The 24,596-nt window shown below is 61.1% G+C and carries 23 protein-coding genes; 16 read left to right on the top strand and 7 right to left on the bottom strand.

Features of this window, described 5'->3' with window-relative positions; all coding sequences use genetic code 11:
• The first annotated feature begins 12 nt into the window (after positions 1-12).
• The 4 genes from EGM97_RS12530 to EGM97_RS12545 all read left to right on the top strand — a co-directional run bounded on the left by EGM97_RS12530 (position 13) and on the right by EGM97_RS12545 (position 2,598).
• Positions 13-447, top strand: a complete 435-nt coding sequence (locus tag EGM97_RS12530) for a YybH family protein (RefSeq protein ID WP_053146242.1) — start codon at positions 13-15, stop codon at positions 445-447.
• 67 nt (positions 448-514) lie between these two features.
• On the top strand, positions 515-859 hold the full coding sequence (locus EGM97_RS12535; RefSeq protein ID WP_053146245.1) for a YciI family protein: 345 nt from the start codon (positions 515-517) through the stop codon (positions 857-859).
• 27 nt (positions 860-886) lie between these two features.
• Positions 887-1,363, top strand: a complete 477-nt coding sequence (locus EGM97_RS12540) for an SRPBCC family protein (protein WP_238960901.1) — start codon at positions 887-889, stop codon at positions 1,361-1,363.
• Complete coding sequence (locus EGM97_RS12545; RefSeq protein WP_238960900.1) at positions 1,363-2,598, top strand: RNA polymerase sigma factor; 1,236 nt, start codon at positions 1,363-1,365, stop codon at positions 2,596-2,598. Before EGM97_RS12540 ends, EGM97_RS12545 begins: the two co-directional genes overlap by 1 nt.
• 206 nt (positions 2,599-2,804) lie before the next feature.
• On the opposite strand, the gene EGM97_RS12550 is transcribed toward EGM97_RS12545, so the two are convergent.
• From EGM97_RS12550 to EGM97_RS12565, 4 genes are all read right to left on the bottom strand, one after another.
• Complete coding sequence (locus EGM97_RS12550) at positions 2,805-4,148, bottom strand: imelysin family protein (RefSeq protein WP_238960899.1); 1,344 nt, start codon at positions 4,146-4,148, stop codon at positions 2,805-2,807.
• 205 nt (positions 4,149-4,353) lie between these two features.
• Positions 4,354-6,351: a putative bifunctional diguanylate cyclase/phosphodiesterase gene (locus EGM97_RS12555; protein ID WP_477788811.1), complete on the bottom strand. Its 1,998-nt coding sequence runs from the start codon at positions 6,349-6,351 to the stop codon at positions 4,354-4,356.
• 360 nt (positions 6,352-6,711) lie between these two features.
• Complete coding sequence (locus EGM97_RS12560) at positions 6,712-7,308, bottom strand: superoxide dismutase (RefSeq protein ID WP_053146260.1); 597 nt, start codon at positions 7,306-7,308, stop codon at positions 6,712-6,714.
• A 175-nt stretch (positions 7,309-7,483) separates the two neighbouring features.
• Positions 7,484-8,086 carry a LysE/ArgO family amino acid transporter gene (locus EGM97_RS12565; RefSeq protein ID WP_238960954.1) on the bottom strand — a complete coding sequence of 201 codons (603 nt, stop codon included), beginning with the start codon at positions 8,084-8,086 and terminating at the stop codon, positions 7,484-7,486.
• 94 nt (positions 8,087-8,180) lie between these two features.
• Between EGM97_RS12565 and EGM97_RS12570 the strand changes: the two genes are divergently transcribed.
• From EGM97_RS12570 to EGM97_RS12585, 4 genes are all read left to right on the top strand, one after another.
• Positions 8,181-9,074, top strand: a complete 894-nt coding sequence (locus EGM97_RS12570; protein WP_238960897.1) for a LysR family transcriptional regulator ArgP — start codon at positions 8,181-8,183, stop codon at positions 9,072-9,074.
• A gap of 57 nt (positions 9,075-9,131) precedes the next feature.
• The gene (locus EGM97_RS12575) at positions 9,132-10,115 is read left to right on the top strand and encodes an NAD-dependent epimerase/dehydratase family protein (protein WP_238960896.1); all 984 of its coding nucleotides are present in this window, start codon (positions 9,132-9,134) and stop codon (positions 10,113-10,115) included.
• A 107-nt stretch (positions 10,116-10,222) separates the two neighbouring features.
• Entirely contained in the window at positions 10,223-11,098 is an 876-nt protein-coding gene (locus EGM97_RS12580) for an ATPase (protein ID WP_238960895.1), read from the top strand.
• Positions 11,099-11,338: 240 nt separating this feature from the next.
• Positions 11,339-12,181, top strand: a complete 843-nt coding sequence (locus tag EGM97_RS12585; RefSeq protein ID WP_238960894.1) for a cache domain-containing protein — start codon at positions 11,339-11,341, stop codon at positions 12,179-12,181.
• A 126-nt stretch (positions 12,182-12,307) separates the two neighbouring features.
• On the opposite strand, the gene rapA is transcribed toward EGM97_RS12585, so the two are convergent.
• Positions 12,308-15,154: an RNA polymerase-associated protein RapA gene (rapA, locus tag EGM97_RS12590; RefSeq protein WP_238960893.1), complete on the bottom strand. Its 2,847-nt coding sequence runs from the start codon at positions 15,152-15,154 to the stop codon at positions 12,308-12,310.
• A gap of 247 nt (positions 15,155-15,401) precedes the next feature.
• On the opposite strand from rapA, the gene EGM97_RS12595 reads away from it, so the two are divergent.
• The 3 genes from EGM97_RS12595 to ccoM all read left to right on the top strand — a co-directional run bounded on the left by EGM97_RS12595 (position 15,402) and on the right by ccoM (position 16,256).
• A complete protein-coding gene (locus EGM97_RS12595) occupies positions 15,402-15,743 on the top strand; it encodes an aspartate-semialdehyde dehydrogenase (RefSeq protein WP_238960892.1) in 342 nt (113 codons plus the stop codon).
• Positions 15,744-15,795: 52 nt separating this feature from the next.
• Positions 15,796-15,996: a hypothetical protein gene (locus EGM97_RS12600; RefSeq protein ID WP_238960956.1), complete on the top strand. Its 201-nt coding sequence runs from the start codon at positions 15,796-15,798 to the stop codon at positions 15,994-15,996.
• Positions 15,997-16,139: 143 nt separating this feature from the next.
• The gene (ccoM, locus tag EGM97_RS12605; protein WP_053146291.1) at positions 16,140-16,256 is read left to right on the top strand and encodes a cytochrome c oxidase subunit CcoM; all 117 of its coding nucleotides are present in this window, start codon (positions 16,140-16,142) and stop codon (positions 16,254-16,256) included.
• A gap of 247 nt (positions 16,257-16,503) precedes the next feature.
• Here ccoM and EGM97_RS12610 read toward each other — a convergent pair whose 3' ends face one another.
• Positions 16,504-17,979 (bottom strand): inorganic phosphate transporter, encoded by a 1,476-nt coding sequence (locus EGM97_RS12610; protein WP_238960891.1) that lies wholly within the window; start codon positions 17,977-17,979, stop codon positions 16,504-16,506.
• A gap of 363 nt (positions 17,980-18,342) precedes the next feature.
• Positions 18,343-18,543, bottom strand: a complete 201-nt coding sequence (locus EGM97_RS12615) for a hypothetical protein (RefSeq protein ID WP_053146297.1) — start codon at positions 18,541-18,543, stop codon at positions 18,343-18,345.
• Positions 18,544-19,125: 582 nt separating this feature from the next.
• Between EGM97_RS12615 and pcaR the strand changes: the two genes are divergently transcribed.
• From pcaR to pcaF, 5 genes are all read left to right on the top strand, one after another.
• Positions 19,126-19,968: a pca regulon transcriptional regulator PcaR gene (gene pcaR, locus EGM97_RS12620; protein ID WP_232776222.1), complete on the top strand. Its 843-nt coding sequence runs from the start codon at positions 19,126-19,128 to the stop codon at positions 19,966-19,968.
• 142 nt (positions 19,969-20,110) lie between these two features.
• Positions 20,111-21,457 (top strand): 4-hydroxybenzoate transporter PcaK, encoded by a 1,347-nt coding sequence (pcaK, locus tag EGM97_RS12625; protein ID WP_238960890.1) that lies wholly within the window; start codon positions 20,111-20,113, stop codon positions 21,455-21,457.
• Positions 21,458-21,756: 299 nt separating this feature from the next.
• A complete protein-coding gene (locus EGM97_RS12630) occupies positions 21,757-22,617 on the top strand; it encodes a CoA transferase subunit A (RefSeq protein WP_238960889.1) in 861 nt (286 codons plus the stop codon).
• Complete coding sequence (locus EGM97_RS12635; RefSeq protein ID WP_238960888.1) at positions 22,614-23,393, top strand: CoA-transferase subunit beta; 780 nt, start codon at positions 22,614-22,616, stop codon at positions 23,391-23,393. The genes EGM97_RS12630 and EGM97_RS12635 overlap by 4 nt, the downstream gene beginning before the upstream one ends.
• Positions 23,390-24,595, top strand: coding sequence for a 3-oxoadipyl-CoA thiolase (gene pcaF / locus EGM97_RS12640; protein ID WP_238960953.1), 1,206 nt, complete (start codon positions 23,390-23,392; stop codon positions 24,593-24,595). The genes EGM97_RS12635 and pcaF overlap by 4 nt, the downstream gene beginning before the upstream one ends.
• Position 24,596: the final 1 nt, after the last annotated feature.

Below are 24,596 nucleotides of genomic sequence, written 5' to 3' on the forward strand. Positions count from 1 at the left end.
CGGAGAACCAGCATGAACACCCAAGCCACCGAAACCGAAATCCAGGCCCTGATCGATACCTATCGCCAGGCTGTCATGGCCAAGGACGTCGAAAAAGTCATGGCGCTCTACGACGAGGACATCGTTTCGTTCGATGCCATCCAGGCCTTGCAATTCAAAGGCAAGACCGCCTATCGCGCCCATTGGCAGGCCTGCATGGAAATGTGCCCCGGCCCGCACAAGTTCGACTTCCATCAAGTCCGGATCACCCCGGCGGACAACATTGCCTTCGCCCATTGGCTGGCCTATTGCGGCGGCACCAACGACAAAGGCGAAGAGCAAGCCTGCTGGATGCGCGTCACGGCTTGCTATCAACGCGTCGCCGGGCAATGGAAGATTGTCCATGAGCATTGGTCGGCGCCGTTCGACCCGATGGCCGGTACCGCGATCTTCGATCTGCAGCCCTGATCGTCGGTTTTTTCTCCATCGCACGGTTCTACCGTCATAGTTGATCAGTTCGATCCCGGAGCTTTCCATGAAGTACTTATGCCTGGTGTATAGCAACGAGCAAACGCTGCACGACTCGCCCGACAGCCCGGAAGACGCGGAATGCCTGGCCTACGCCGAGTCGGTCCAGGGCAGCGGGCGGATGATTGCCGCCGAGGCCCTGGAGTCGGTGCAGACCGCCACCACGGTACGCATGCGTGGTGGCAAGCTGTCGATCACCGACGGCCCGTTCGCCGAAACCAAGGAGCAACTGGCGGGCTTTTACCTGATCGACGCCAAGGACCTGAACGAGGCCATCCAGGTCGCCGGCAACATTCCGGCGGCCCGGGTCGGCTGTGTCGAAGTCCGGCCGGTACGCCAACTGAACCCCTGAACAACAATCACAAACAGGACATTGCCCATGAACCTTAAGCCTGCCTCTTTCGAGTTATCCATCAGTCGGCTGATCGATGCTCCGCGCCAGAAGATCTTCCGCGCCTGGACCGAACCGGCCCTGCTGGCGCAGTGGTGGGGACCCCATGGCATGACCACGCCGGAGTGCGAGATGGACCTGTGGGTCGGTGGCCAGTTCCGCACACTGATGCGTGCGCCCGACGGCAGCGAGTACCCGACCATGGGGGTGTTTCTGGAAATCGTCGCGCCGCAGCGGTTGGTGTTCACCGATGCATTTCTTCCCGGCTGGCTGCCGTCAGGCAAAGCCTTCATGACCGCCGAGGTAGTGCTTGATGACGAGGGCGGTAAAACCCGCTACACCGCCCGTGCCCTGCACTGGAGTGAAGAGGACCGCCAGGCGCACGAGGCCATGGGTTTTCATGAAGGATGGGGGCAGAGTCTGGATCGGCTCGAAGCACTGGTTACCCAGGGTATGCCCGACTGATGTCGGCCGAAGCGGTCAAGACGCGGGTCGAGCAGGTCTATCGCCAGGACTCGCGACGGATCCTGGCCACACTGATTCGCCTGCTGGGGGACTTCGATCTGGCGGAAGAGGCGCTGCACGAGGCGTTCTTCATTGCGGTCGAGCGTTGGCAGCTTGACGGGGTGCCAGACAACCCTCGGGCATGGCTGGTGTCCACGGGACGCTTCAAGGCGATTGACCGTTTGCGCAGGCGGGCGCGCTTCGCGGCATCGCGACCGATGTTGATCGCCCAGCTCGAAGCGCTGGAACAGGCCGATTGGAGCGACGAAGATTTGGAAGATGACCGTCTGCGCCTGATTTTCACCTGCTGTCACCCGGCGCTGGCGGCGGATGCCCAAGTGCCGCTGACATTGCGGGAGGTGTGCGACCTGACCACCGAGGAAATCGCCCGGGCTTTCCTCGCAGCGCCAGCGACCATCGCCCAACGCATCGTGCGGGCCAAAGCGAAGATTCGCGATGCGAAAATTCCCTACCAGGTGCCCTCTCGCTCGGAACTGCCCGAACGGCTGGACAGTGTCCTGCGGGTTATCTATCTGGTGTTCAACGAAGGCTATTCGGCCTCGATGGGGGCGGAATTGACTCGGGAAGACCTGACCCGAGAAGCCATACGCCTGGCGCGCCTGTTGATGGAGTTGCTGCCTGAGGCGGAGGTCATGGGATTGCTGGCTCTGATGCTGTTGCACGAGGCCCGGCGACCGGCGCGCACCTCCGATACCGGTGAACTGGTCCTGCTGGATGAACAGGACCGATCCTTGTGGAACGCCGAACTGATTGCCGAAGGCTGTACCTTGGTGGAAGCCGCCTTGAACACTCGTCGATTCGGTCCCTACTGCCTGCAAGCGGCGATTGCGGCTGTTCACGCCGAGGCACCGACACCGCAGGAGACCGACTGGCCGCAGATCGTCGGGCTATACGATGTGCTGCTGCGCGCCGTGCCGTCGCCGGTGATCGAACTCAATCGTGCTGCCGCCCTGGCCAAGCGCGATGGCCCGGCGGCGGGGCTGGAACTGATTGACGCAATCCTGCGGCGTGGCGAGTTGCTGGACTATCACCTTGCGCACTCAGCGCGGGCAGAATTCTGCCGACAACTGGGGCGAAACGACGAGGCTAGGGCGGCTTATCAGCGAGCCCTTGAGTTGACGCAGCAATGGCCGGAGCGGCGGTTTATCGAAGGACGGCTGGCGGGATTGCAGTGATGAAATACTGCAGGATGTGCCCGGATTTCCTGTCTGACACAGATCCCGGTGGGAGCGAGCTTGCTCGCGATAGCGATGGATCAGCTTGCAGAGATGTTGGATGTGCCACCGTCATCGCGAGCAGGCTCGCTCCCACAATAGTTGTTGCGGTTTTCCAGGCAGAAAAAAGGCGACCCGAAGGTCGCCTTTTTATTCAGCAGCGTTGATCAGAACTCGTGATCAGCGTTGTCCGGGTTCAGGTCGCTGATGCCCAGCTTGCCGGCGGCCTGTTCGATCGAACCGGTCTGCTTGACCAGCGCGGCGATGGCGTCGCGGACGATCTGGTTGCCGGCGGTATTGCCTGCGGCGATCAGCTGGTCGTAGTGCTCACCCTTGTTGGCGTGATCGACCATGACCTGGATCTTGGCTTCGGTGTCGGCCAGGTCGGCCTTGAGCGCGGTGTCCGCAGCCGGATCGGCCTTGGCCACCAGGGACGACAGGCTGGCGCCGGTCATCTTGGTGCCGTCTACACGGGTGTATTCGCCCAGGTACACGTTACGCACGCCCTTGGCGTCGTAGAAGTGCGAGTAGTGGGTGTTGTCGCTGAAGCAGTCCTGCTCGTCTTCTGGCGAGTTGGCTTCCAGGGACACCTTCATGCGCTCGCCCGCCAGCTCGCCCAGGGACAGACTGCCCATGCCGAACAGCATTTTACGCAGGCCGCTTTCGGCAGGCTCGGCTTCCAGGGTGGCGCGGTAGTTGTCGGCCACGTTCGGCTTCCAGTTGCCGACCATTTCTTCCAGGTCGCTGACCAGCAGTTGGGTCACCGACTTGAGGTAGGCACGACGACGGTCGTTGTGGCCGCCGGTGGCACCCGCGCCTTGCAGGTAGTCGGACGCAGGACGGTTGCCGGCACCCGGGCCGGTGCCGTTGAGGTCCTGGCCCCACAGCAGGAATTCGATGGCGTGGTAGCCGGTGGCGACGTTGGCCTCGGAACCGCCCAGCTCGTTCAGGCTGGCGAGTTTTTCCGGGGTGATGTCTTTTACGTCGACCTTGTCTTCGCCCACCTGGACTTCAGTGTTGGCAATGATGTTGGCGGTGGCGCCCGGGTTGCCCAAGGCGTGTTCGTAGGACTTGTCGACATAATCGATCAGGCCTTCGTCCAGTGGCCATGCGTTCACCTGGCCTTCCCAGTCGTCGATGATGGTGTTGCCGAAGCGGAACACTTCGCTCTGCAGGTAAGGCACGCGGGCGGCGACCCAGGCAGCCTTGGCGGCTTTCAGCGTCTCGGCGTTCGGCTTGGCCAGGAACGCATCGACAGCGGTCTGCAGGGTTTTCGCAGTGGATTCGGCATCACTGTAGACGGCATAGACAATGTCGGCGTAATGCGCGACAACGGCCTTGGCGGCGGCTTCGTCGACCTTGACGCTGGCAGCCGGGGTGGCCGGTGCTGCAGTGCTGGCAGCCGGCGCAGGCGCTTGCGGGGCGGCAGCCTTGTCCTTGCCTTCGCCGCAACCGGCGAGGGAAATAGCGATGGCCAGCAGACTGGCGGAGGCCAGAGGCATACGAATCATGGCGAACATCCTGCTTCGGTAATGGATGGGACTGGCGCGAGGGCGCGCAAAAGGTGCGACATAATGCGAAAGATTTGCATTATGTGTAAAGGGCGTGACTGTAAATATTTCTAGTCTATAGATGAAAGATTGCAGCCTGGATTTGCGCCTTGAAGCATTTCCATTCCCCGGCAGACGCAGACCCCGGCAGCGCTTTTTATAACCCTCAGAGAATGAGGGCCTTGCTGCGCTGCGCCTGCTTCAGGTAAGCCCCCAGTTCCCGGGCCGGAAGGGGCTTGCTGTAGTAGTAGCCCTGACCTTCATGGCAGCCCTCGGAAATGATGTAGGCCTCTTGCTCGACCGTCTCGACCCCTTCGGCGATCACTTGCATCCCCAGGCTTTTGCCCAACTGGATGATGGCCCGGACGATGGTCGCGTCGTCCTCGTCTTCGAGCAGGTCCTGGACGAAGCTCTTGTCGATCTTGATCTTGTCCAGCGGCAGGCTTTTGAGATAACTCAGGGACGAATAGCCGGTGCCGAAATCATCGATGGCAATCAGCGCACCGGAACGGCGCAGGCTCAGCAAGTGCTGGGCGGCGGTGGTGATGTCTTCCATCAGGCCGGTTTCGGTGACTTCCAGTTCCAGGCTGCGAGGCGGCAAGCGGTACCTTTGCAACAGGTTGTTCACCACCCGGGGCAGTTCGGTGTGATGCAGTTGCACGGTCGACAGGTTGACGGCCATGCGCAGCTCGATGAAGCCCTGGTCATGCCATTCGCGCAGTTGCTTGCAGGCCTGGTCCAGTACCCATTCGCCGATGGCGATGATGGTGCCGTTCTGCTCGGCCAAGGGAATGAACAGGTCGGGTGGCACGAAGCCGTGCTCCGGGTGATGCCAGCGGATCAGGGCTTCGGTACCCACCACGCGCAGGTCGCGGTAGCTGATCTGTGGCTGGTACGCCAGGGTGAACTGATCGCGGACCAAGGCCTCGCGCAGGTCTTTTTCCAGCTCGCGGCGTCGGCGCATTTCGCTGTCGACACTGGCAATGTAGAACTGGTAGCGATTGCGCGAGCGGGTCTTGGCCAGTGTCATGGTCTGCTCGGCTTTCTGCAGCAGCTTTTCCGTATTGCCGCCATCTTCGGGGAAAAGAGTGATGCCGATGGTGGCCCGCAGACGAATGTCATGGTCGTCGAGAGCGAAGGGGGCCTCCAGGTCGTCGAGGATGCTCTGGGCCAGTTCGGCGGCTTCATAAGGCTGTTCGATGTCGGCCTGGACCAGGGCGAACTGATCGCCGCCCAATCGCGCCAATGCCCCCAGGCGCCCGCTGTGAGCCCGCAGCCGATCGGCCAGGGCCAGTAGCAACTGGTCGCCGGTCTGGTAGCTGAATTGTTCGTTGATGCCCTTGAAATCATCCAGGCCCACGCACAGCACCGCTACCCGGCGTTGCAAGCGGCCCGCGTCCACCAGGATCTTGTCCAGTTGCTGCTGGAGCTGCTGGCGGTTGGGCAGGCCGGTGAGAAAGTCGTATTGCGCCATTCTCAGCAGGCTGTTTTCCGCTTCGTGGCGCAGGTGCGTGTTGCGCTCGATAGAGGAAAGCAACTGGTTGGCCGTGTTGATCCAGAGGCCCAGCTCGTTCTGCTCATGGCCTCGCAGCAGGGGAATCTGGTGTTCGCTGGGGCGGTCGGGGTTGATTTCGGTCAGGTGTTCGATGATGCGCGACAGCGGCTTGGTCAGCATCCAGTGATAGACCAGGTACAACACCAGGCCCATCGCCAGGGCCCGCAGCATGCCGGAAATGAAGATGACCACCGAACTCACAATGAAACTGTGGCCGTAGCTGGCGGTATCGAGGGTGATGCTCAGGTCGCCGTAGTATTCGCTGAAGGGGCCACGACCTACCAGTTGCGTAGTGAATGTGCGTTCTTTGTCCAGGATGAGGTCGGTCAGCCAGCGGCTTTTCGAGTTCTGCAGGGGCCGGGTCTTTTCCGCGAGCATGGTTTCGCGAGGATGACCGATGGAGGCCATGCGTACGGCCTTGTCCTGGAACAATCCCTCGATGACCTGCATGCCCATTTCCCGATCGAGGCTGTAGACGGCCTGGGTCGAGGGGTCGCGGAACATATCGAGGATTCGCAGGGCGTCGTTGGAAACGGCCTGGTTGGTTTTGTAGGCATCGAACACGATCTGAGCGCAGCTCAAAATCATGCCGACGATCAATGCCGACATGAGCACGACCCGGAGCAACTTCACAGACAAGCTGTTCTTTAATTCCAGCTTCAAAGAGGGATTCCTTGTACCGTGCGGGTAGCGTCAAGTTGCCATGAGTATTGGCAATCCTGTGATGTCAGTCAAAGGGACAATCAAACACAAGGTGTTTCGCCTGGAACATGGCCGATATACGGTTCTTTCAGAGTGATTGCTCTATGGTCTTTATGTCGGTTGGAAGGGGCCGCAACTTGAGCCCGCGGTGGATTTTTTATCGGGATTCGGACGTGAGGTCGTTTCCAGCGTTCCGATAGCCGGGCCCTTTCCCTCAGGGCAAAAAAAACCCGGCAGATGCCGGGTTCTTTTGGGCTGGAGCGCGAATCAGGCGGTGAAGGTCTTGCCTTCGAACTGCTCGGCCACGAATTTCCAGTTGACCAGGTTCCAGAACGCCTCGACGTATTTCGGACGAAGGTTGCGGTAGTCGATGTAGTAAGCGTGTTCCCAGACATCGCAGGTCAGCAGCGGGGTGTCGCCGCTGGTCAGCGGGTTGCCGGCGCCGATGGTGCTGGCCAGGGCCAGGGAACCGTCGGCTTTTTTCACCAGCCAGCCCCAGCCGGAACCGAAGGTGCCGATGGACGTCTTGCTGAACTCTTCCTTGAACTTGTCGAACGAACCGAAGGCCTTGTTGATGGCTTCGGCCAGAGCACCGGTAGGTTCGCCGCCGGCGTTAGGGGCCAGGCAGTTCCAGTAAAAGGTGTGGTTCCAGACCTGAGCGGCGTTATTGAAGATACCGCCCGAGGAAGTCTTGACGATTTCTTCCAGGGTCTTGCCTTCGAACTCGGTGCCTGGCACCAGGTTGTTCAGGTTCACGACGTAGGTGTTGTGGTGCTTGTCGTGGTGGAATTCCAGAGTTTCTTTGGAGATGTGCGGCTGCAGTGCATCGTGTGCGTAGGGCAGCGGCGGCAATTCGAAAGCCATGGTGATTCTCCTAATCAGGTCAGTTGCGGTGAGCGCAAGGCCGATCACGGGCGGCCGGACTAGCGCCGGGGAGTTTGTACTCCTTGCGGCGCAAGACCCGGATCATAGCACCGGGGGTGCGGCATAACCACGCAACAACTGTGTGGAATAGAGGTTCCAGAGCGGTTTGCAATAATCAGCCGGAGATGATCAATTGCACCGCCACAGTGAACATCATTACCGCCACGAGCACGTCCAAAACCCGCCAGGTCGCGGGGCGAGCCAGCCAGGGGGCGAGCCAGGCGGCTCCCAGGGCCAGGGTGAAGAACCATAGCAGCGAAGCACTGGCCGCCCCCACGACGTAGGCGCCAGGGACGCTTTGCTGGGCGCCGAGGGAGCCGATCAGCAACACGGTGTCCAGATACACGTGAGGGTTGAGCAGCGTTACCGCCAACGCACTGAGCAACACTGCCCGTAGCGAGCGCACGGCTTGTTTGCCGCCTTCCTGCAGGCTCTGTTTCGAACAGGCCCGACGCACCGCCAGGCTGCCGTACCAGAACAGGAACGCCGCGCCGCCCCACCGGGCGATCGACAGCAGCAGCGGGCTCTGGGCCAACAATGTCGCCAGCCCGAAGACCCCGGCCATCACCAGCAAGGCATCGCAGGTGACACACAGGGCGGCCACCGGCAAATGGTGTTCGCGACGCAGGCTCTGGGCCAGAACAAAAGCATTCTGGGCACCGATGGCCATGATCAGGCCGAGGGCCACCAACAAGCCGTTCACATAGCTTTGCCACATCATTACTTCTCCGCGAGGTGTTGAATGTTGGCATTCTCCGGTGCGAATCGGTATAAGAAAAACAAATCCTGCTGATTGCTCATTAGAGGAACTGATGTTCGATTACAAATTGCTTTCCGCTTTGGCGGCGGTGGTCGAGCAAGCCGGTTTCGAGCGGGCCGCCCAAGTGCTTGGCCTGTCACAGTCGGCCATTTCCCAGCGCATCAAGTTGTTGGAGGCGCGGGTCGGGCAACCGGTGCTGATACGCGCCACGCCGCCGGCGCCTACCGAGATCGGCCGGCGTTTGCTCAACCATGTGCAGCAGGTGCGTCTGCTGGAGCGCGACTTGCAAAGCCTGGTCCCGGCGCTGGATGAAGAGGGAGTGCCCGAGCGCTTGCGCATCGCCTTGAACGCCGACAGCCTGGCGACCTGGTGGGCGGCGGCGGTGGGTGATTTTTGCGCCGAGCACCATTTGCTGATGGATCTGGTGGTCGAGGACCAGACCGTCGGCCTCAAGCGCATGCGCGCCGGTGAAGTGGCGGCGTGTGTCTGTGCCAGTGAGCGTCCGGTGGCGGGTGCCCGTAGCGTATTGCTCGGGGCCATGCGCTACCGGGCGCTGGCCAGCCCGGCGTTCATCGCCCGGCATTTCCCCAACGGTGTGCGCGCCGATCAATTGGCCCGTACCCCGGCGCTGGTATTCGGCCCGGACGACTTTCTCCAGCATCGCTACCTGGCCACCCTGGGGGTGGAAGGTGGTTTCGAGCATCATCTTTGCCCGTCGTCGGAAGGCTTCATTCGTCTTGCCGAGGTCGGGCTTGGCTGGGGGCTGGTGCCTGAGCTGCAAGTACGTGAACAACTGACTCGGGGCGAGTTGGTGGAATTGTTCGCAGATAAACCGATCGATGTACCGTTGTACTGGCATCATTGGCGCAATGGCGGGCAATTGCTCGGCTTATTGACCGAGCGATTGATCGCAGCAGCAAGCAGCACGCTGCAAGCGGTAAGTTAAAAGCCATTGGCTTGAAGCTTGAGACTTGTAGCTCGAATCTGATTTCTAGGAGTATTCATGAAGATTCTGGTCACCGGCGCAAGCGGCTTCATAGGCGGGCGCTTTGCGCGTTTCGCCCTGGAGCAGGGCCTGGATGTACGGGTCAACGGACGCCGGGCCGAGAGTGTGGACCACCTGGTGCGTCGCGGCGCGCAGTTCGTACCCGGCGACTTGAGCGATCCGCTGCTGGCTCGCGACCTCTGCCTGGATGTCGAGGCCGTGGTGCATTGCGCTGGCGCGGTGGGACTGTGGGGGCGTTATCAGGATTTTCACCAGGGTAATGTCCAGCTCACCGAGAATATCGTCGAGGCGTGTCTCAAGCAGAAGGTCCGGCGCCTGGTCCATTTGTCGTCGCCGTCGATCTATTTTGATGGCCATGATCACCTTGGGTTGACCGAAGACCAAGTGCCCAAACGCTTTGGACATCCTTACGCGGCAACCAAGTATCTGGCCGAGCAGAAGGTCTTCGGTGCCCAGGAGTTTGGCCTCGAAGTTCTGGCCCTGCGGCCGCGCTTCGTGACCGGAGCCGGTGACATGAGCATTTTCCCACGGCTGTTGAAAATGCAGCGCAAGGGGCGGTTGGCCATTGTCGGCAATGGTTTGAACAAGGTGGACTTCACCAGCGTGCAGAACCTCAACGAAGCCTTGCTCAGCAGTCTGCTGGTCACCGGTTCGGCCCTGGGCAAGGCCTATAACATCAGCAACGGCGCACCGGTTCCATTGTGGGATGTGGTTAATTATGTGATGCGCCGGATGGACGTTCCACAAGTGCGGCGTTACCGTTCCTACGGATTGGCCTACAGCGTCGCCGCCTTGAACGAAGGCCTGTGCAAACTATGGCCGGGCCGTCCCGAGCCGACGTTATCGCGCTTGGGCATGCAGGTCATGAACAAGCATTTCACCCTGGACATCGGCCGGGCCCGGCATTATCTCGATTACGATCCGCAGGTCAGCCTGTGGACGGCTCTCGATGAGTTCTGCAGCTGGTGGAAAGGCCGCTGATCGGCCCGTCATGAACCGAGTGCCGGGTTCGGGGTCAATCGGTGCGGCGGGCGAGGGGGTTATACTCGCCGCATCATGCCATTACCGGTTTCCCAAAGGTTGAACCCATGCCCATGCGTAACGATGCCAACGACGACTTCGATGATGTACCGAGCCTGCGGATGCGGGCCGACATTCCCGATGACGAGGACTTTTTGTCCAACCGCCCGCCCCACGTACAAGCGCGTACGGCGCCCGTTGCGGCGGCCAGGGTCAAGAGCCCCAGCACCGGACCGCTGTGGGCGCTGGTCGGCGCATTGTTGTGTGCGCTCGGCTTCCTGGCGTGGTGGAGTTTCCAGCAGATTTCCCTGATGGAACAGCAGTTGGTGGCCACCCAGGAAAGCTTCGCCCGGATCAGTGAGGACGCGGCGGGGCGCTTGCAGGACATCTCCGGCAAGGTGGTTGCCGGCCAGTCCAATGTCATGAGCGACAGCGAAGCCTTGAAATTGCAGGTCAAGCAGTTGGACAACAAGCTGCAGGAGCAGGCCCGGCTGTTCGAGAGCAAACTGCAGGAACAATACAGACAGCTGCAAGGCACGTTCGGTCCGTCCGCCGACCTGGACAAGGAACTGGCCCAACTGATTGCCCAGGGCACTGAACAGCAGAACATCAACACACAGCTGCAAGCCACCAACAAAGAGCTCCAGGCCCAGGTCAAGGCGCTGGCGACTGAAGTCACCACCCTTAAAAACCAGGGAGAGGGTGGCGCCCTGGATGCTCAGCTCAAGAGCATCGGTGCCGATATCACCGCCTTGAAAAGGGCCACGTCCAACTCCGCCATCGATCGCCTGGAGCAGGATGTCATCGTGCTCAAGAGTCAGCAGGACAAAGGCAGCAACACCGCCGAGTTTGACGCCTTCCGCGGCCAGGTCACCCGCAACATCAATACGTTGCAGGCGCAGATCCAGCATTTGCAGCAACAACTCAGCGCCCGGGGCCAATAAGTCCTCTTGTCGCCAGGGATGTCATTCCAGGCTTGCTGAAGGTGGTGACCTGACGCCGCCTTCGCGAGCAAGCCCGCCAAGCTTCGCGTACGCCAATCCAGTGTGGGAGCGGGCTTGCTCGCGAAGGCGTCCTGGCGGGCAACAAGACGGCCCCCGATCACCAGCAATCCCTTGAATACTTCTACATCGCCTCTACGCCGTCTACGCTCTTGAAACATCAAAACGAACGAGGGCGGGCGCATGGGATTTCTTCGCAGGACGGCTGGGTGGGTCGCAATGCTATTGCTGGGGCTGGCATCGGCACACGCTGCGGCGCCAGATGATGGCCAGGCAGCCAAGGCGCTGCTGGAAAAGGCCTTGGCTTACTACCACGACAACGGCGACAAGGCGTTTGCCGCCTTCAGTCGCCAAGGAGAGTTCGTCGACCAGGATCGCTATGTGTTCGTGGTGGACACCCAAGGCGTGATGCTCGCCAGCGGCGGGCCATCGTCGGCGCTGATCGGGCGAGACGTTTCCGAAGTGCTGGGCCCGGATTTGCGCAAGGCCTTCAAGGACGCCCTGAAGACCCCCGAAGCCAGTGGTATTCAGCAAGCCGAGTACCGTTGGCAAAACTGGGCGGATGGCAAGGTCGAGCGCAAGCATGTGTATTTCCAGCGGGTCGGCGAGCGGATCCTGGCGGTTGGCTACTACCTGCCGCGGGCTTCCGCCGAACAGGCCAGGGCGTTGCTGGACAAGGCTTCAAGCGACTTGCTGAAGCATGAGAAGAGCACGTTGACGGCAATCAACTCCCTCAAGGGCGGCTACTTGCAGGATGACCTGTACGTGTTCATTGTCGACCTCGATACCCGCCGGTATGTCGCTCATGGCACCAATCTGCGGTTGATCAATACCGACTTTGCCAAGGTCAAGGACCCCGATGGCAAACCGGTGGGGGAGCCGATCCTGGCCCTGATCGCCAAGCATAATGCGGGGGAGTATGAATATCGGTGGAAGAACCCGGTGACCGGCAAGGTCGAGGACAAACACGCGTACCTGAAGAAGGTCGGGCATTTCCTGGTGGCGGTGGGGTATTACAGCCCTTGAGGCCTGTCGGCTGAATGGAGTCCTTTGTGGCGAGGGGATAAATCCCCTCGCCACAGGGTTTTGTGCTGGGTATGGCGCCATAAAAAAGCCCGCATCGCTGCGGGCTTCTTGTTTAGTTCAAGGCAATCAGCCCGCCACCAGCACCCGGATCGCTTCCAACCGCAACGCGGCCTTCTCCAGCATCGCCAGGCCTTGCTCGCGCTGTTGACGCAAGGCCACCAGCTCACTGTCGCGCACGGTCGGGTTGACTGCTTGCAGGGCGGTCAGGCGCGCCAGTTCCTCGTCGGTGTCGGCCGCCAGACGGCGCTGAGCCTCCGCCACGCGTTCAGCGTGACGTGGGGCGACCTTATCTTCACCGGCATTGATGCGCGGGGTGAGCTGGTCACGCTGGGCCTGGATGAACTTGTTGGCACTGGCGCGGGGTACGCTTTCGAGCTGGTCGTTCAGGGTTTCGAACGAAACCCGGGCAGCCAGGTCGTTGCCATTGGCATCCAACAGGCAGCGCAAGGCGGCCGGCGGCAGGTAACGGCCCAATTGCAACGAGCGCGGGGCAACCACCTCACTCACATAGAGCAGTTCCAGCAACACGGTCCCTGGCTTGAGGGCCTTGTTCTTGATCAACGCCACGGCGGTGTTGCCCATGGAGCCGGACAGCACCAGGTCCATGCCGCCTTGCACCATCGGGTGCTCCCAGGTGATGAATTGCATGTCTTCGCGAGACAGCGCCTGGTTGCGATCGTAGGTGATGGTCACGCCTTCGTCGTCGCCCAGCGGGAAGCTGGCGTCGAGCATTTTTTCGCTCGGCTTGAGGATCAGTGCGTTGTCCGAATGGTCCTCGCTGTCGATGCCGAACGCATCGAACAGGGTTTCCATGTAGATCGGCAGGGCGAACTGATCGTCCTGTTCGAGAATGGCCTCCACCAGTGCATCGCCTTCGCCGGCGCCACCGGAGTTGAGTTCCAGCAGGCGGTCGCGACCGGTGTGCAATTCGGCTTCCAGACGCTCGCGCTCGGCGCGGGCTTCGTCGATCAACGCTTGCCATTCGCCATCGTCGGCTTCTTCCAGCAGCGGCAGCAGGCGCGGGCCGAACTGATGCTGCAAGGCGTTGCCGGTCGGGCAGGTGTTGAGGAACGCATTCAGGGCTTCGTGATACCACTGGAACAGCCGCGCCTGCGGGCTGGTTTCCAGATAGGGCGCATGCAGCTCGATGGTGTGTTTCTGGCCAATCCGGTCCAGGCGACCGATACGTTGTTCCAGCAGGTCCGGGTGCGCCGGCAGATCGAACAGTACCAAGTGATGAGCGAACTGGAAGTTGCGGCCTTCGCTGCCGATTTCCGAGCAGATCAGCACTTGGGCGCCGAACTCTTCATCGGCGAAATAGGCGGCAGCGCGGTCGCGTTCCAGGATACTCATGCCTTCGTGGAACACCGTGGCCGGGATGCCGGAACGCACGCGCAGGGCGTCTTCCAGGTCCATGGCGGTTTCGGCGTGGGCACAGATCACCAGCACTTTGGTGCGCTTGAGCATTTTCAGGGTGTCGATCAGCCACTCGACGCGCGGGTCGAAGCGCCACCAGCGCTCTTCGTCACTGGCGTCCGGCTGGGCCTGGAAACTGACCTCGGGATACAGCTCGGCGTGATCGCCCAAAGGCAATTCCAGGTATTGGTCCGGGCATGGCAGCGGATAGGCGTGCAGCTTGCGTTCCGGGAAGCCCTGCACCGCGGCGCGGGTGTTGCGGAACAGCACACGGCCGGTGCCGTGGCGGTCCAGCAGTTCGCGCACCAGGCGGGCACTGGCTTCGACATCGCCATCATTGACGGCGGTCAGCAAGGCTTCGCCTTCGTTGCCCAGGAAGCCGTGGATGGTCTGGTGGGCTTCGGGCGACAGGCGGCCCTTGTCCAGCAATTCCTGCACGGCCTCGGCCACCGGGCGATAGTTTTCGCTTTCGGCGCGGAAGGCCTTGAGGTCATGGAAACGGTTAGGATCCAGCAGCCGCAGACGGGCGAAATGGCTATCCTGGCCCAGTTGCTCCGGCGTCGCGGTCAGCAGCAACACGCCCGGGATCGTCTCGGCCAGCTGTTCGACCAGCGCGTATTGCGGGCTGACCTGATCCTCATGCCATACCAGGTGATGGGCTTCATCGACCACCATCAGGTCCCAGCCGGCAGCGAACAGCGCGTCCTGGGCCTTTTCGTCCTCCACCAACCACTCCAGGGCTACGAGGGCCAACTGAGTGTCTTCGAACGGGTTGCTCGCATCGCTCTCGATGAAACGTTCTTCATCGAACAACGCGACCTGCAGATTGAAACGCCGGCGCATTTCCACCAGCCACTGGTGCTGGAGGTTTTCCGGCACCAGGATCAGTACACGGCTGGCGCGCCCGGACAGCAGTTGGCGGTGAATGACCAGGCCGGCCTCGATGGTCTTGCCCAGACCCACTTCGTCTGCCAACAGCACGCGCGGAGCAATCCGGTCGGCCACTTCACGGGCAATGTGCAACTGGTGGGCGATTGGCTGGGCCCGGACGCCTCCCAGGCCCCAGAGCGGGGACTGCAACTGGCGACTGGTGTGCTCAAGGGTGTAGTAGCGCAGGGAGAACCAGGCCAGCGGGTCGATCTGGCCGGCGAACAGGCGGTCGCTGGCCAGGCGGAACTGGATGAAGTTCGACAGCTGGGTTTCCGGCAGGGTCACGACTTCGTTCTGCCCGTTGAGACCGTGGTAGACCAGCAATCCATCGACGTCGTCGACTTCCCGGACGGTCATTTTCCAGCCTTCGAAATGAGTGATCACATCGCCGGGCGAGAACCGTACACGGGTGAGGGGCGCATTCCGTAGCGCGTACTGGCGAGTGTCGCCAGTGGCCGGATAGAGCACGGTCAACAAGCGGCCGTCCTGTGCCAGGACGGTGCCTAAACCCAACTCCGCTTCGCTGTCACTGATCCAGCGTTGCCCCGGTTGATACTGCTGCGCCATGCTGCCTGACTCCCGCCTTGAAAAAGCCGGCTATCTTAACGGATTGATCCCCCAGACCAAAGGAAATACGCACGCACCGACTGGGTATCGGCAGGTTCCGGCCAATCGGTTCCATGGAACTTAATCCGGCTTGGTGATCAAACAAGCTTGTGTCTGTTTTGTATTAATGCCAACCGGGTCACAAGTTTCAGACCGGCGGTTCAAGCTGCCTGCCTTGCAGCCGACAACCTGAAGACAGGAGATTGTTATGTTGCCACCCACGCTCCCCTTGAGCGCCGTACCGATTACCGCTCAACAGGATCCGATCCGTCAGCGACCGGATATTCCGCCCGTGGTCCCGGTACAGCAAAGCTCCAATGAAACGACCATCGATCTGCAAAAGCGCGATCCGGAAGAAGCCGCGCTGTTGTTGCGCGAGGAACAGCGTCGCCAGCAAGAGCGCGACAGGCGTCGACGCGAAGCCGATGAAGACCCCGAAGAACATTTGGCGGTACCTGGTACCGAACTGAATGCCGATAACACCGTGCCCGTGGTGCCACTGGTGGAAGGCGAGACACGTCAGGGGCTATGGGTCGATATCCAGATCTGATTTCGGTTTTGCGACGAAGGCAGACTGGTCAACGCGGCCCAGACCCAGCATCATGGATGCATTCGCAATCCACTGCATGATTCCGGACGCCATGAGCCAAGACGACAAGCTGATCGACCTCAGCGCCGAACGCGCCAAGCGCGTTCACGACCTCAACGAAAAGCGCCTCAATGAAGTTCGCCAGGCTTTCGAGCAGGCCATGCCTCTGGGCAAGCCCGCAAAGAAACCCAGGAACAAGCCGAAAAAGCGCTGACCCCCTCCGTTCCATTGACACAGATCAGTTATTTCCCTGCCTTTTCGCTCAGCTGCGAGCGTTATTGACCCCGGTCAATTCTTATCCAGGCCTGAATGGTTAACTTGAACCCATCGCACAGGGGCAAGATCAGGAGGCCCGTCATGTTTCTAGATAATGTGGTGTTTGCCGGGATACTGACGGTCGGCCTCATGTTCGTATTCTTCGCGGTATTTGGATTATTCATCTGGAAAGACGCACATAAGCGCAGAAAGCCATAGACCTTTCCAGCTGCAACGAGCACGCAAGGCATTTTGGGCGACTTCGGTCGCCCTTTTTTTATTTCACTTTACCCATGACACCCTGTGGGAGCGGGCTTGCTCGCGAAGGTGGTATGTCTGGCCCATTTTCGCCAACTGATCCACCGCTTTCGCGAGCAAGCCCCACAAAGGTTCAGCCTGGCCCTTTCGGCGGTATAAAAAAGGTGCGACCCAACAGGATCGCACCTTTTTTTGTGAGCGGCTGGAATCAGCTGACGATGGCCTTGGAGGCCAGCCAGAACAACGCGGCCGACAGGCCCACCGTTGCCGGCAGGGTCAGCACCCAGGCCAGCAGGATGTTGCGTACCGTGCCGCCTTGCAGGCCGCTCTTGTTCGCGACCATGGTGCCCGCCACGCCGGAGGACAGCACGTGGGTGGTGGACACCGGCAGGCTGAAGATATTCGCCATGCCGATCATGCAGGCGGTGGTGATCTGCGCCGACATGCCCTGGGCGTAGGTCATGCCTTGCTTGCCGATCTTCTCGCCAATGGTGAGCACCACACGTTTCCAGCCAACCATGGTGCCCAGGCCAAGGGCCAGGGCGACGGCCAGGATCACCCAGAACGGAGCGTATTCGGTGGTGGCGGTCAGGTCCTTGCGCAGTTTGTTCAGATCGTCTTTCTCACGCGCGGCCAGACCAGGGAGCTTGCCCACTTTCTTCGCCGTATCGTCCAGGCAGAGCAGGTAGCGACGCACTTCGATGCGCTTTTCCGACGGCAGCGAGTGATAGTCCGCCACGCCCTTCAGGGTATCGAGCAGCGCATTGATGGTCGGTTCGGTCTGCTGTGGATTGCAGCGGAATTTTTCGGGCAGGTCGCCGTTTACGCTCTTGCCCAGCGCGAGGTATTCGCCCAGGGATTCGCTGTTGCGCTGGTAGAACTGGCTCAGGTGCAGCGTTGCGTCGCGGGTGCGTTCGATCTGGTAGGTGGTGCTGTTCAGGTCAAGGACGAACTGCGCCGGAACGATACCAATCAGCACCAGCATGATCAGGCCGATACCTTTCTGGCCGTCGTTGGAGCCGTGTACGAAGCTGACGGCCATGGCCGAAATCACCAGCACCAGGCGGTTCCAGAACGGTGGATGCTTCTTGTCGTCGATCTTGCGACGCTGTTCCGGCGTCTTGTGCATCTTGGACAGCGGACGCCACCATTTCAGGCTGATCAGCACCAGGGCGGCAATCAGGAAGCCAGCCATGGGCGAGAACACCAGGGAAGCGCCGATATCGATCGCTTTCTGCCAGTTCACGCCGTCGGACAGCGCAATATCGTTGATCAGCGCGTTGGCCAGGCCGACGCCGAGGATGGATCCGATCAACGTATGGGAACTGGATGCCGGGATACCAAAGTACCAGGTGCCCAGGTTCCAGGTAATGGCCGCTGCAAGCAGCGAGAACACCATGGCCAAGCCGTGGCCGGTATTCACATTGATCAGCAGTTCTACCGGCAGCAGGTGCACGATGGCATAAGCCACGCCCACGCCACCCAGCAGCACGCCGAGGAAATTGAATACACCGGAAAAGAACACCGCCAGGTGGGGCGGCATGGCTTTGGTGTAGATAACAGTGGCAACCGCGTTAGCGGTGTCATGAAAGCCGTTGATGAACTCGAAGGCGAGGACAAAAGCCAGGGCGAGCAAGAGGCTCACAAGCACCCAAGCATCCAGTCCGCTGAATAAATCGATCATGAAGGTTTTCTGACCCGGTCGTAAGGGGGCGCGATTATGCCAGAAAACCTCGTAAATCGATGCACTCCCTGCTCATCGGTAGCATTCTTCTGCGAAATAATTTGTAGGAAAGCTTTTCGGGCAAGGTGTTCGGTGGGAGGCGCAACCCCTTGATTCGGGGGTGAAAAGCAAGCCGGGCAGGGAGATTCTCGCCGCTTGAGTGAGGTACCAAGGACCGTGTGAAATATCTGAAAGGCGGATCGCTGGTCGGCGATCCCCCACCATGGCATGAGACGGCGGCCCGCTCTTGATGGGCTACCGGTATCGGTATCCAGCCTGGGTATTGGCCGGATACCGTTGCTCAGGAACACCAGACCAGGCGTGTCATCGCTCTTCGGCCCGGAGTTCTTTTTCCATTTTCTGTAGTTCCTGGGTAAAAGCCTGATCCTGAACAGTGGCGCGTTTACGCCAGGGTTTGCGTTCCGGTTCAGGTTGGGCGGCGTAGGTGGTGATTTCCCCGCCGTAAACTTCCTTGTAACGTTGTTCCTGGCGCTCAAGTTCCGCGCGCAGTTCGTCTTTCGTCACAGTATTACCTAATAAAGTGAAATGAATCTGGTGATACGCACTGCATAAGATATGCAGACGGCCACGGCACCAGAGCTGACAGCTGACGTAGCATCAGGGCTTCGTGTTGTTGCCGATACAGGGGAAGCGGCCTTGAAGGTGCTTCGGATACCTGTTCCGGTACCAGCAATCCATATGCCTTGGTACCCTCGGGCGGTAGCGGTCGATTGCCGTACCGTCCTGAAGTGCATTATAGCGAGCCGCTCGAAGAACACTATCGGGAAAATTGAAGTGATCGTTATTGTGTGAGCCAATGTTTGGATATGTAAGTTATGGCAATTAGATTGCAAACGATTGCAACGGCTGACGGTATCCTGACGCCATTCAAGACGACAAGTTCAATATGGGGTCTGCACTCGTCCCGAATAGAATCCTTTCACTATCGAAAGTTTTATCCGGCCTGGATAGATGACGCATGGCCGGCGCATGTCAATTGCGATTATCGCCCGTCGGTTCGATAATCGAACGCTCTTGCCCGGTCGAGCCTTGTCTGCCTGCCGGGTAGGCGTATGTAATAGTTGCCATTTCCGGGGAAGCACAGACATGAACGACCAATTGCGCAGCGCCTTCTCTTCGGTCGCGCCACCGATCGTCGCCTCGCCGGCCAAACGGATCCAGGCCCTGACCGGTGATCCGGACTTCATGACGTCCCTGGCCCGTGGCCTGGCTGTGGTCCAGGCCTTCCAGGAGCGCAAGCGGCACCTGACCATCGCGCAGATCAGCCATCGCACCGAGATCCCCCGTGCAGCTGTCCGGCGTTGCCTGCATACGTTGATCAAGCTTGGTTATGCCACGACCGATGGGCGCACCTACTCGCTGCTGCCTAAAGTGCTGACCCTCGGCCATGCCTACTTGTCGTCGACGCCCCTGGCCGTTTCCGCCCAGCCCTACCTGGACCGCATGAGCGAGCAGCTACACGAGGCCTGCAACATGGCGACACTCGAAGGCGACGACATTCTCTACATTGCCCGCTCGGCCACCACTCAGCGGTTGATCTCCGTAGACTTGTCCGTCGGCGGTCGGCTGCCGGCCTACTGCACTTCAATGGGCAGGATTCTCCTGGCCGCCCTGGATGACGCATCCTTGCGTGACTATCTCGACCATGCCGACCTTCAAGCCAAGACCAGTCGGACCCTGCACACACCCGAAGCCCTGCTTGAATGCCTGCAGCAGGTGCGGCAACAGGGCTGGTGCATTGTCGACCAGGAGCTGGAGCAAGGCCTGCGTTCGATTGCCGTGCCGGTCTACGACGCATCCGGCCAGGTGGTGGCGGCGCTGAATGTCAGTACCCACGCCGGTCGGGTTAGCCGTACAGAGCTGGAACAGCGTTTCCTGCCAGGCTTGTTGGCGGCCAGTCGCGACCTGAGTGCGCAGCTTTTCACTTAAGCTGTTCGATAAACGCACACAGTCGCCTGCGGCGAATTGACGGTATTTGTCTGGGCTCATTAATGTCGCGGCAGCGTCATCCGGCGCGGTCACCCGCTCGGCCGGTGAAGGGCGACCCGACACAATAATAATGAGAGACACGATGAATCAGCCCCAGATATCCGTAGGCAACTGCCTCGATGTGCAATCCTTCATCAATGCCCAGCCGATCTCGCGCTACCAATGGCGGGTGGTGATCCTCTGCTTCCTGATTGTTTTCCTGGACGGTCTCGACACGGCCGCCATGGGCTTCATCGCCCCGGCCCTTTCCCAGGACTGGGGCATCGACCGCGCCAGCCTCGGCCCGGTGATGAGTGCAGCGCTGATCGGCATGGTGTTCGGCGCTCTGGGCTCCGGGCCGTTGGCTGACCGCTTCGGGCGAAAAGTGGTATTGGTGGGCGCGGTCGTGCTGTTCGGCGCGTTCAGCCTGGCGTCGGCCTACAGCACCAACGTGGACCAATTGCTGGTGCTGCGTTTCCTGACCGGCCTGGGCCTGGGAGCGGGGATGCCCAACGCCACCACCTTACTTTCTGAATACACCCCGGAGCGCAAGAAATCGCTGCTGGTCACCAGCATGTTCTGTGGCTTCAACCTGGGCATGGCCGGCGGCGGGTTCATTTCGGCCAAGCTGATCCCGGCCTTCGGCTGGCACAGCCTGCTGCTCATCGGCGGCATCCTGCCGCTGATCCTCGCCGTGGTGTTGCTGTTCTGGCTACCGGAATCGGCGCGTTACCTGTTGGTGCGTAATCGCGGAACCGACAAGGTGCGCAAGGCCCTGGCACCGATCGAGCCGGTCACCATCGCTCAGGCGGCGAGCTTCAGCGTGCCCGAGCAGAAAACCGTAAAGGCCCGCAATGTGCTGGCGGTGATTTTCTCCCGCACCTGTAGCGCCGGTACGCTGCTGCTCTGGCTGACCTATTTCATGGGGTTGGTGATCGTTTACCTGCTGACCAGTTGGTTGCCGACCCTGATGCGCGACAGTGGCGCAAGCATGGAGCAGGCCGCCTTCATCGGAGCGTTGTTCCAATTTGGCGGGGTGCTGAGTGCGGTCGGCGTGGGTTGGGCGATGGATCGGTTCAATCCGCACAAGGTGATCGGACTTTTCTATTTGATGGCCGGGATATTTGCCTACGCGGTGGGGCAGAGCCTGGGCAACATCACCTTGCTGGCCACCCTGGTGCTGGTGGCGGGCATGTGCGTCAACGGCGCGCAATCGGCGATGCCTTCCCTGGCGGCGCGCTTCTACCCGACCCAGGGCCGGGCCACCGGCGTGTCCTGGATGCTCGGCATCGGTCGGTTCGGCGCAATCCTGGGCGCCTGGATGGGCGCGACCTTGTTGGGCCTGGGCTGGAATTTCGAGCAGGTGCTGACGGCCCTGGTCATCCCGGCGGCATTGGCGACCACGGCGGTGGTGATCAAGGGCATCGTCAGCCATGCGGATGCGACTTGAGCGGGTGACATAAATCCCCTGATAAATCCCCTTCACTGTGGGAGCGGGCTTGCTCGCGAAAGCGGTGGGGCAGCCAACTAAGATGTTGAATGTGCCTACGCCTTCGCGAGCAAGCCCGCTCCCACAGAAGTTCGTCGTTGAACCAATCGTTAGCCAAACAACAATCCGTTCGATAACCGAACACTCAGTCGATTATCGGATTGTTCGGTCGGTTGCCGCAGCTTAACCTTCAGTCACTCCGGCGCTTCTCCTCGCGCCTTTTTCTTCATGTCGGTCCACTGGAAAACGGAGCCTGCCCCATGGCTGAAATCCTTTCGCTGCACGACGCGGTGAAGCAGTTCGTCAATGACGGTGACACCGTCGCGCTTGAAGGCTTCACCCATCTGATTCCGACGGCGGCGGGTCATGAAATCATTCGTCAGGGCAAGAAAGACCTGACGCTGGTGCGAATGACCCCTGACTTGATCTATGACCAGTTGATCGGCGCCGGCTGTGCTCGCAAGTTGATTTTTTCCTGGGGCGGTAACCCAGGGGTAGGGTCGCTGCACCGGCTGCGCGATGCCGTGGAGAAACAGTGGCCGCATCCGATGGAAATCGAAGAGCACAGCCACGCCGACCTGGCCAATGCCTACGTCGCCGGGGCTTCCGGCCTGCCGTTCGCGGTGTTGCGGGCCTACGCCGGTTCCGACCTGCCGAAGGTCAACCCGTTGATCAAAAGCGTGACCTGTCCCTTCACCGCAGAAGTCCTGGCCGCCGTGCCCTCCGTGCGCCCTGATATCACGGTGATCCACGCTCAGAAAGCCGACCGCAAGGGTAACGTGTTGCTCTGGGGCATTCTCGGTGTGCAGAAGGAAGCCGCCCTGGCCGCCAAACGCTGCATCGTCACGGTGGAAGAAATCGTCGACGACCTCAATGCACCGATGAACGCCTGCGTACTGCCGACCTGGGCGTTGAGCGCCGTATGCCATGTGCCGGGCGGCGCTCACCCGTCCTACGCCCACGGCTACACCGAGCGTGACAACCGTTTCTATCAGGCGTGGGACCCCATCGCCCGGGATCGTGGGACGTTTACCGCCTGGATCGACGAATTCATCCGTGGCACCCGGGATTTCAGTGAGTTCCAGGCCCGGCTGGCGGCCACTTCGGAGGCGAAGCAATGACGTATTCCACCAACGAAATGATGACCGTCGCGGCGGCCCGTCGCTTGAAGAACAACGCCGTATGCTTCGTGGGCATCGGCCTGCCGTCGAAAGCGGCCAACCTGGCGCGGCTGACCTCCTCGCCGGATGTGGTGCTGATCTACGAATCCGGTCCGATCGGCGCCAAGCCCAGTGTCCTGCCGCTGTCCATCGGTGACGGTGAGCTGGCGGAAACCGCCGACACCGTGGTGCCGACCGGTGAGATTTTTCGCTATTGGTTGCAGGGAGGGCGTATCGACGTCGGGTTTCTTGGCGCGGCGCAAGTCGACCGTTTCGGCAACATCAACACCACGGTGGTGGGCGACTACCATCAGCCGAAAGTTCGCCTGCCAGGTGCCGGTGGCGCGCCGGAAATCGCCGGGTCCGCCAAGAGCGTGCTGATCATCCTCAAGCAGTCGGCCCGTTCGTTTGTCGACAAGCTGGATTTCATCACCTCGGTCGGTCACGGTGAGGGCGGCGACTCGCGCAAACGGCTGGGCCTGCCGGGCGCCGGTCCGGTGGGCATCATCACCGACCTGTGCATCATGGAACCGGAGGCCGGCACCCATGAATTCGTGGTCACGTCGCTGCACCCCGGCGTGACCCGCGAGCAAGTCATTGCCGCCACCGGTTGGGCGATCCGTTTCGCCGACCAGGTGGACATCACCGCCGAACCGACCGAAGTGGAGCTGCGCGCTTTGCGCGACCTTGAGGCTCGCACCGCGGCGGCCCACGGCCAGGCACCGGGAGAAGCCTGATGCGCGACGTTTATATCTGTGACGCGATTCGAACCCCCATCGGCCGCTTTGGCGGCGGACTGTCCGCTGTGCGGGCCGATGACCTGGCGGCCGTCCCGATCAAGGCGTTGATGGAACGTAACCCCTCGGTGGACTGGAACGCCGTGGACGAGGTGTTTCTCGGCTGCGCCAACCAGGCCGGCGAAGACAACCGCAACGTGGCGCGCATGGCACTGCTGCTGGCGGGCCTGCCGGAGAGCATTCCCGGCGTGACCCTCAACCGTCTCTGCGCCTCGGGCATGGATGCTATCGGTACGGCGTTCCGGGCCATCGCCAGCGGTGAAATGGACCTGGCGATTGCCGGCGGCGTGGAATCGATGTCCCGCGCGCCCTTCGTCATGGGCAAGGCCGATGCGGCGTTCTCGCGCAACATGAAGCTGGAAGACACCACCATCGGCTGGCGTTTTATCAATCCGTTGATGAAGGCCCAGTACGGTGTGGACGCGATGCCGCAGACCGCCGACAACGTCGCTGACGATTACGCAGTGTCCCGCGCCGATCAGGACGCGTTCGCCCTGCGCAGCCAGCAGCGCACGGCGGCGGCCCAGGCGGCGGGATTTTTCGCCGAGGAAATCGTCCCGGTGCGCATCGCCCACAAGAAAGGCGAAACCGTGATCGAGCAGGACGAGCATCCTCGTGCCGACACCACGCTGGAAGCCTTGAGCAAGCTCAAGCCGGTCAATGGCCCGGACAAGACCGTTACCGCCGGCAATGCGTCGGGGGTGAACGACGGGGCGGCGGCGTTGATCCTGGCGTCGGCCGAAGCGGTGAAAAAGCACGGCTTGACGCCTCGCGGCAGAGTCCTGGGCATGGCCAGCGCTGGCGTGGCGCCGCGGGTGATGGGCATCGGCCCGGTGCCCGCGGTGCGCAAGTTGACCGAACGCCTGGGTCTGGCGGTCGCCGACTTCGACGTGATCGAGCTCAACGAGGCCTTTGCCAGCCAGGGCCTGGCGGTGCTGCGTGAACTGGGGCTGGCGGACGATGCGCCGCAGGTCAACCCGAACGGCGGCGCCATCGCCCTGGGCCATCCGCTGGGCATGAGTGGGGCGCGGCTGGTGTTGACCGCCTTGCATCATCTGGAAAAGACCGGCGGCAGGAAAGGGCTGGCGACCATGTGTGTCGGCGTGGGGCAGGGCCTGGCATTGGCAATCGAACGCGTCTGAC

This window comes from Pseudomonas sp. AF32, from assembly GCF_022342325.2.
Lineage (GTDB): Bacteria > Pseudomonadota > Gammaproteobacteria > Pseudomonadales > Pseudomonadaceae > Aquipseudomonas > Aquipseudomonas uvaldensis.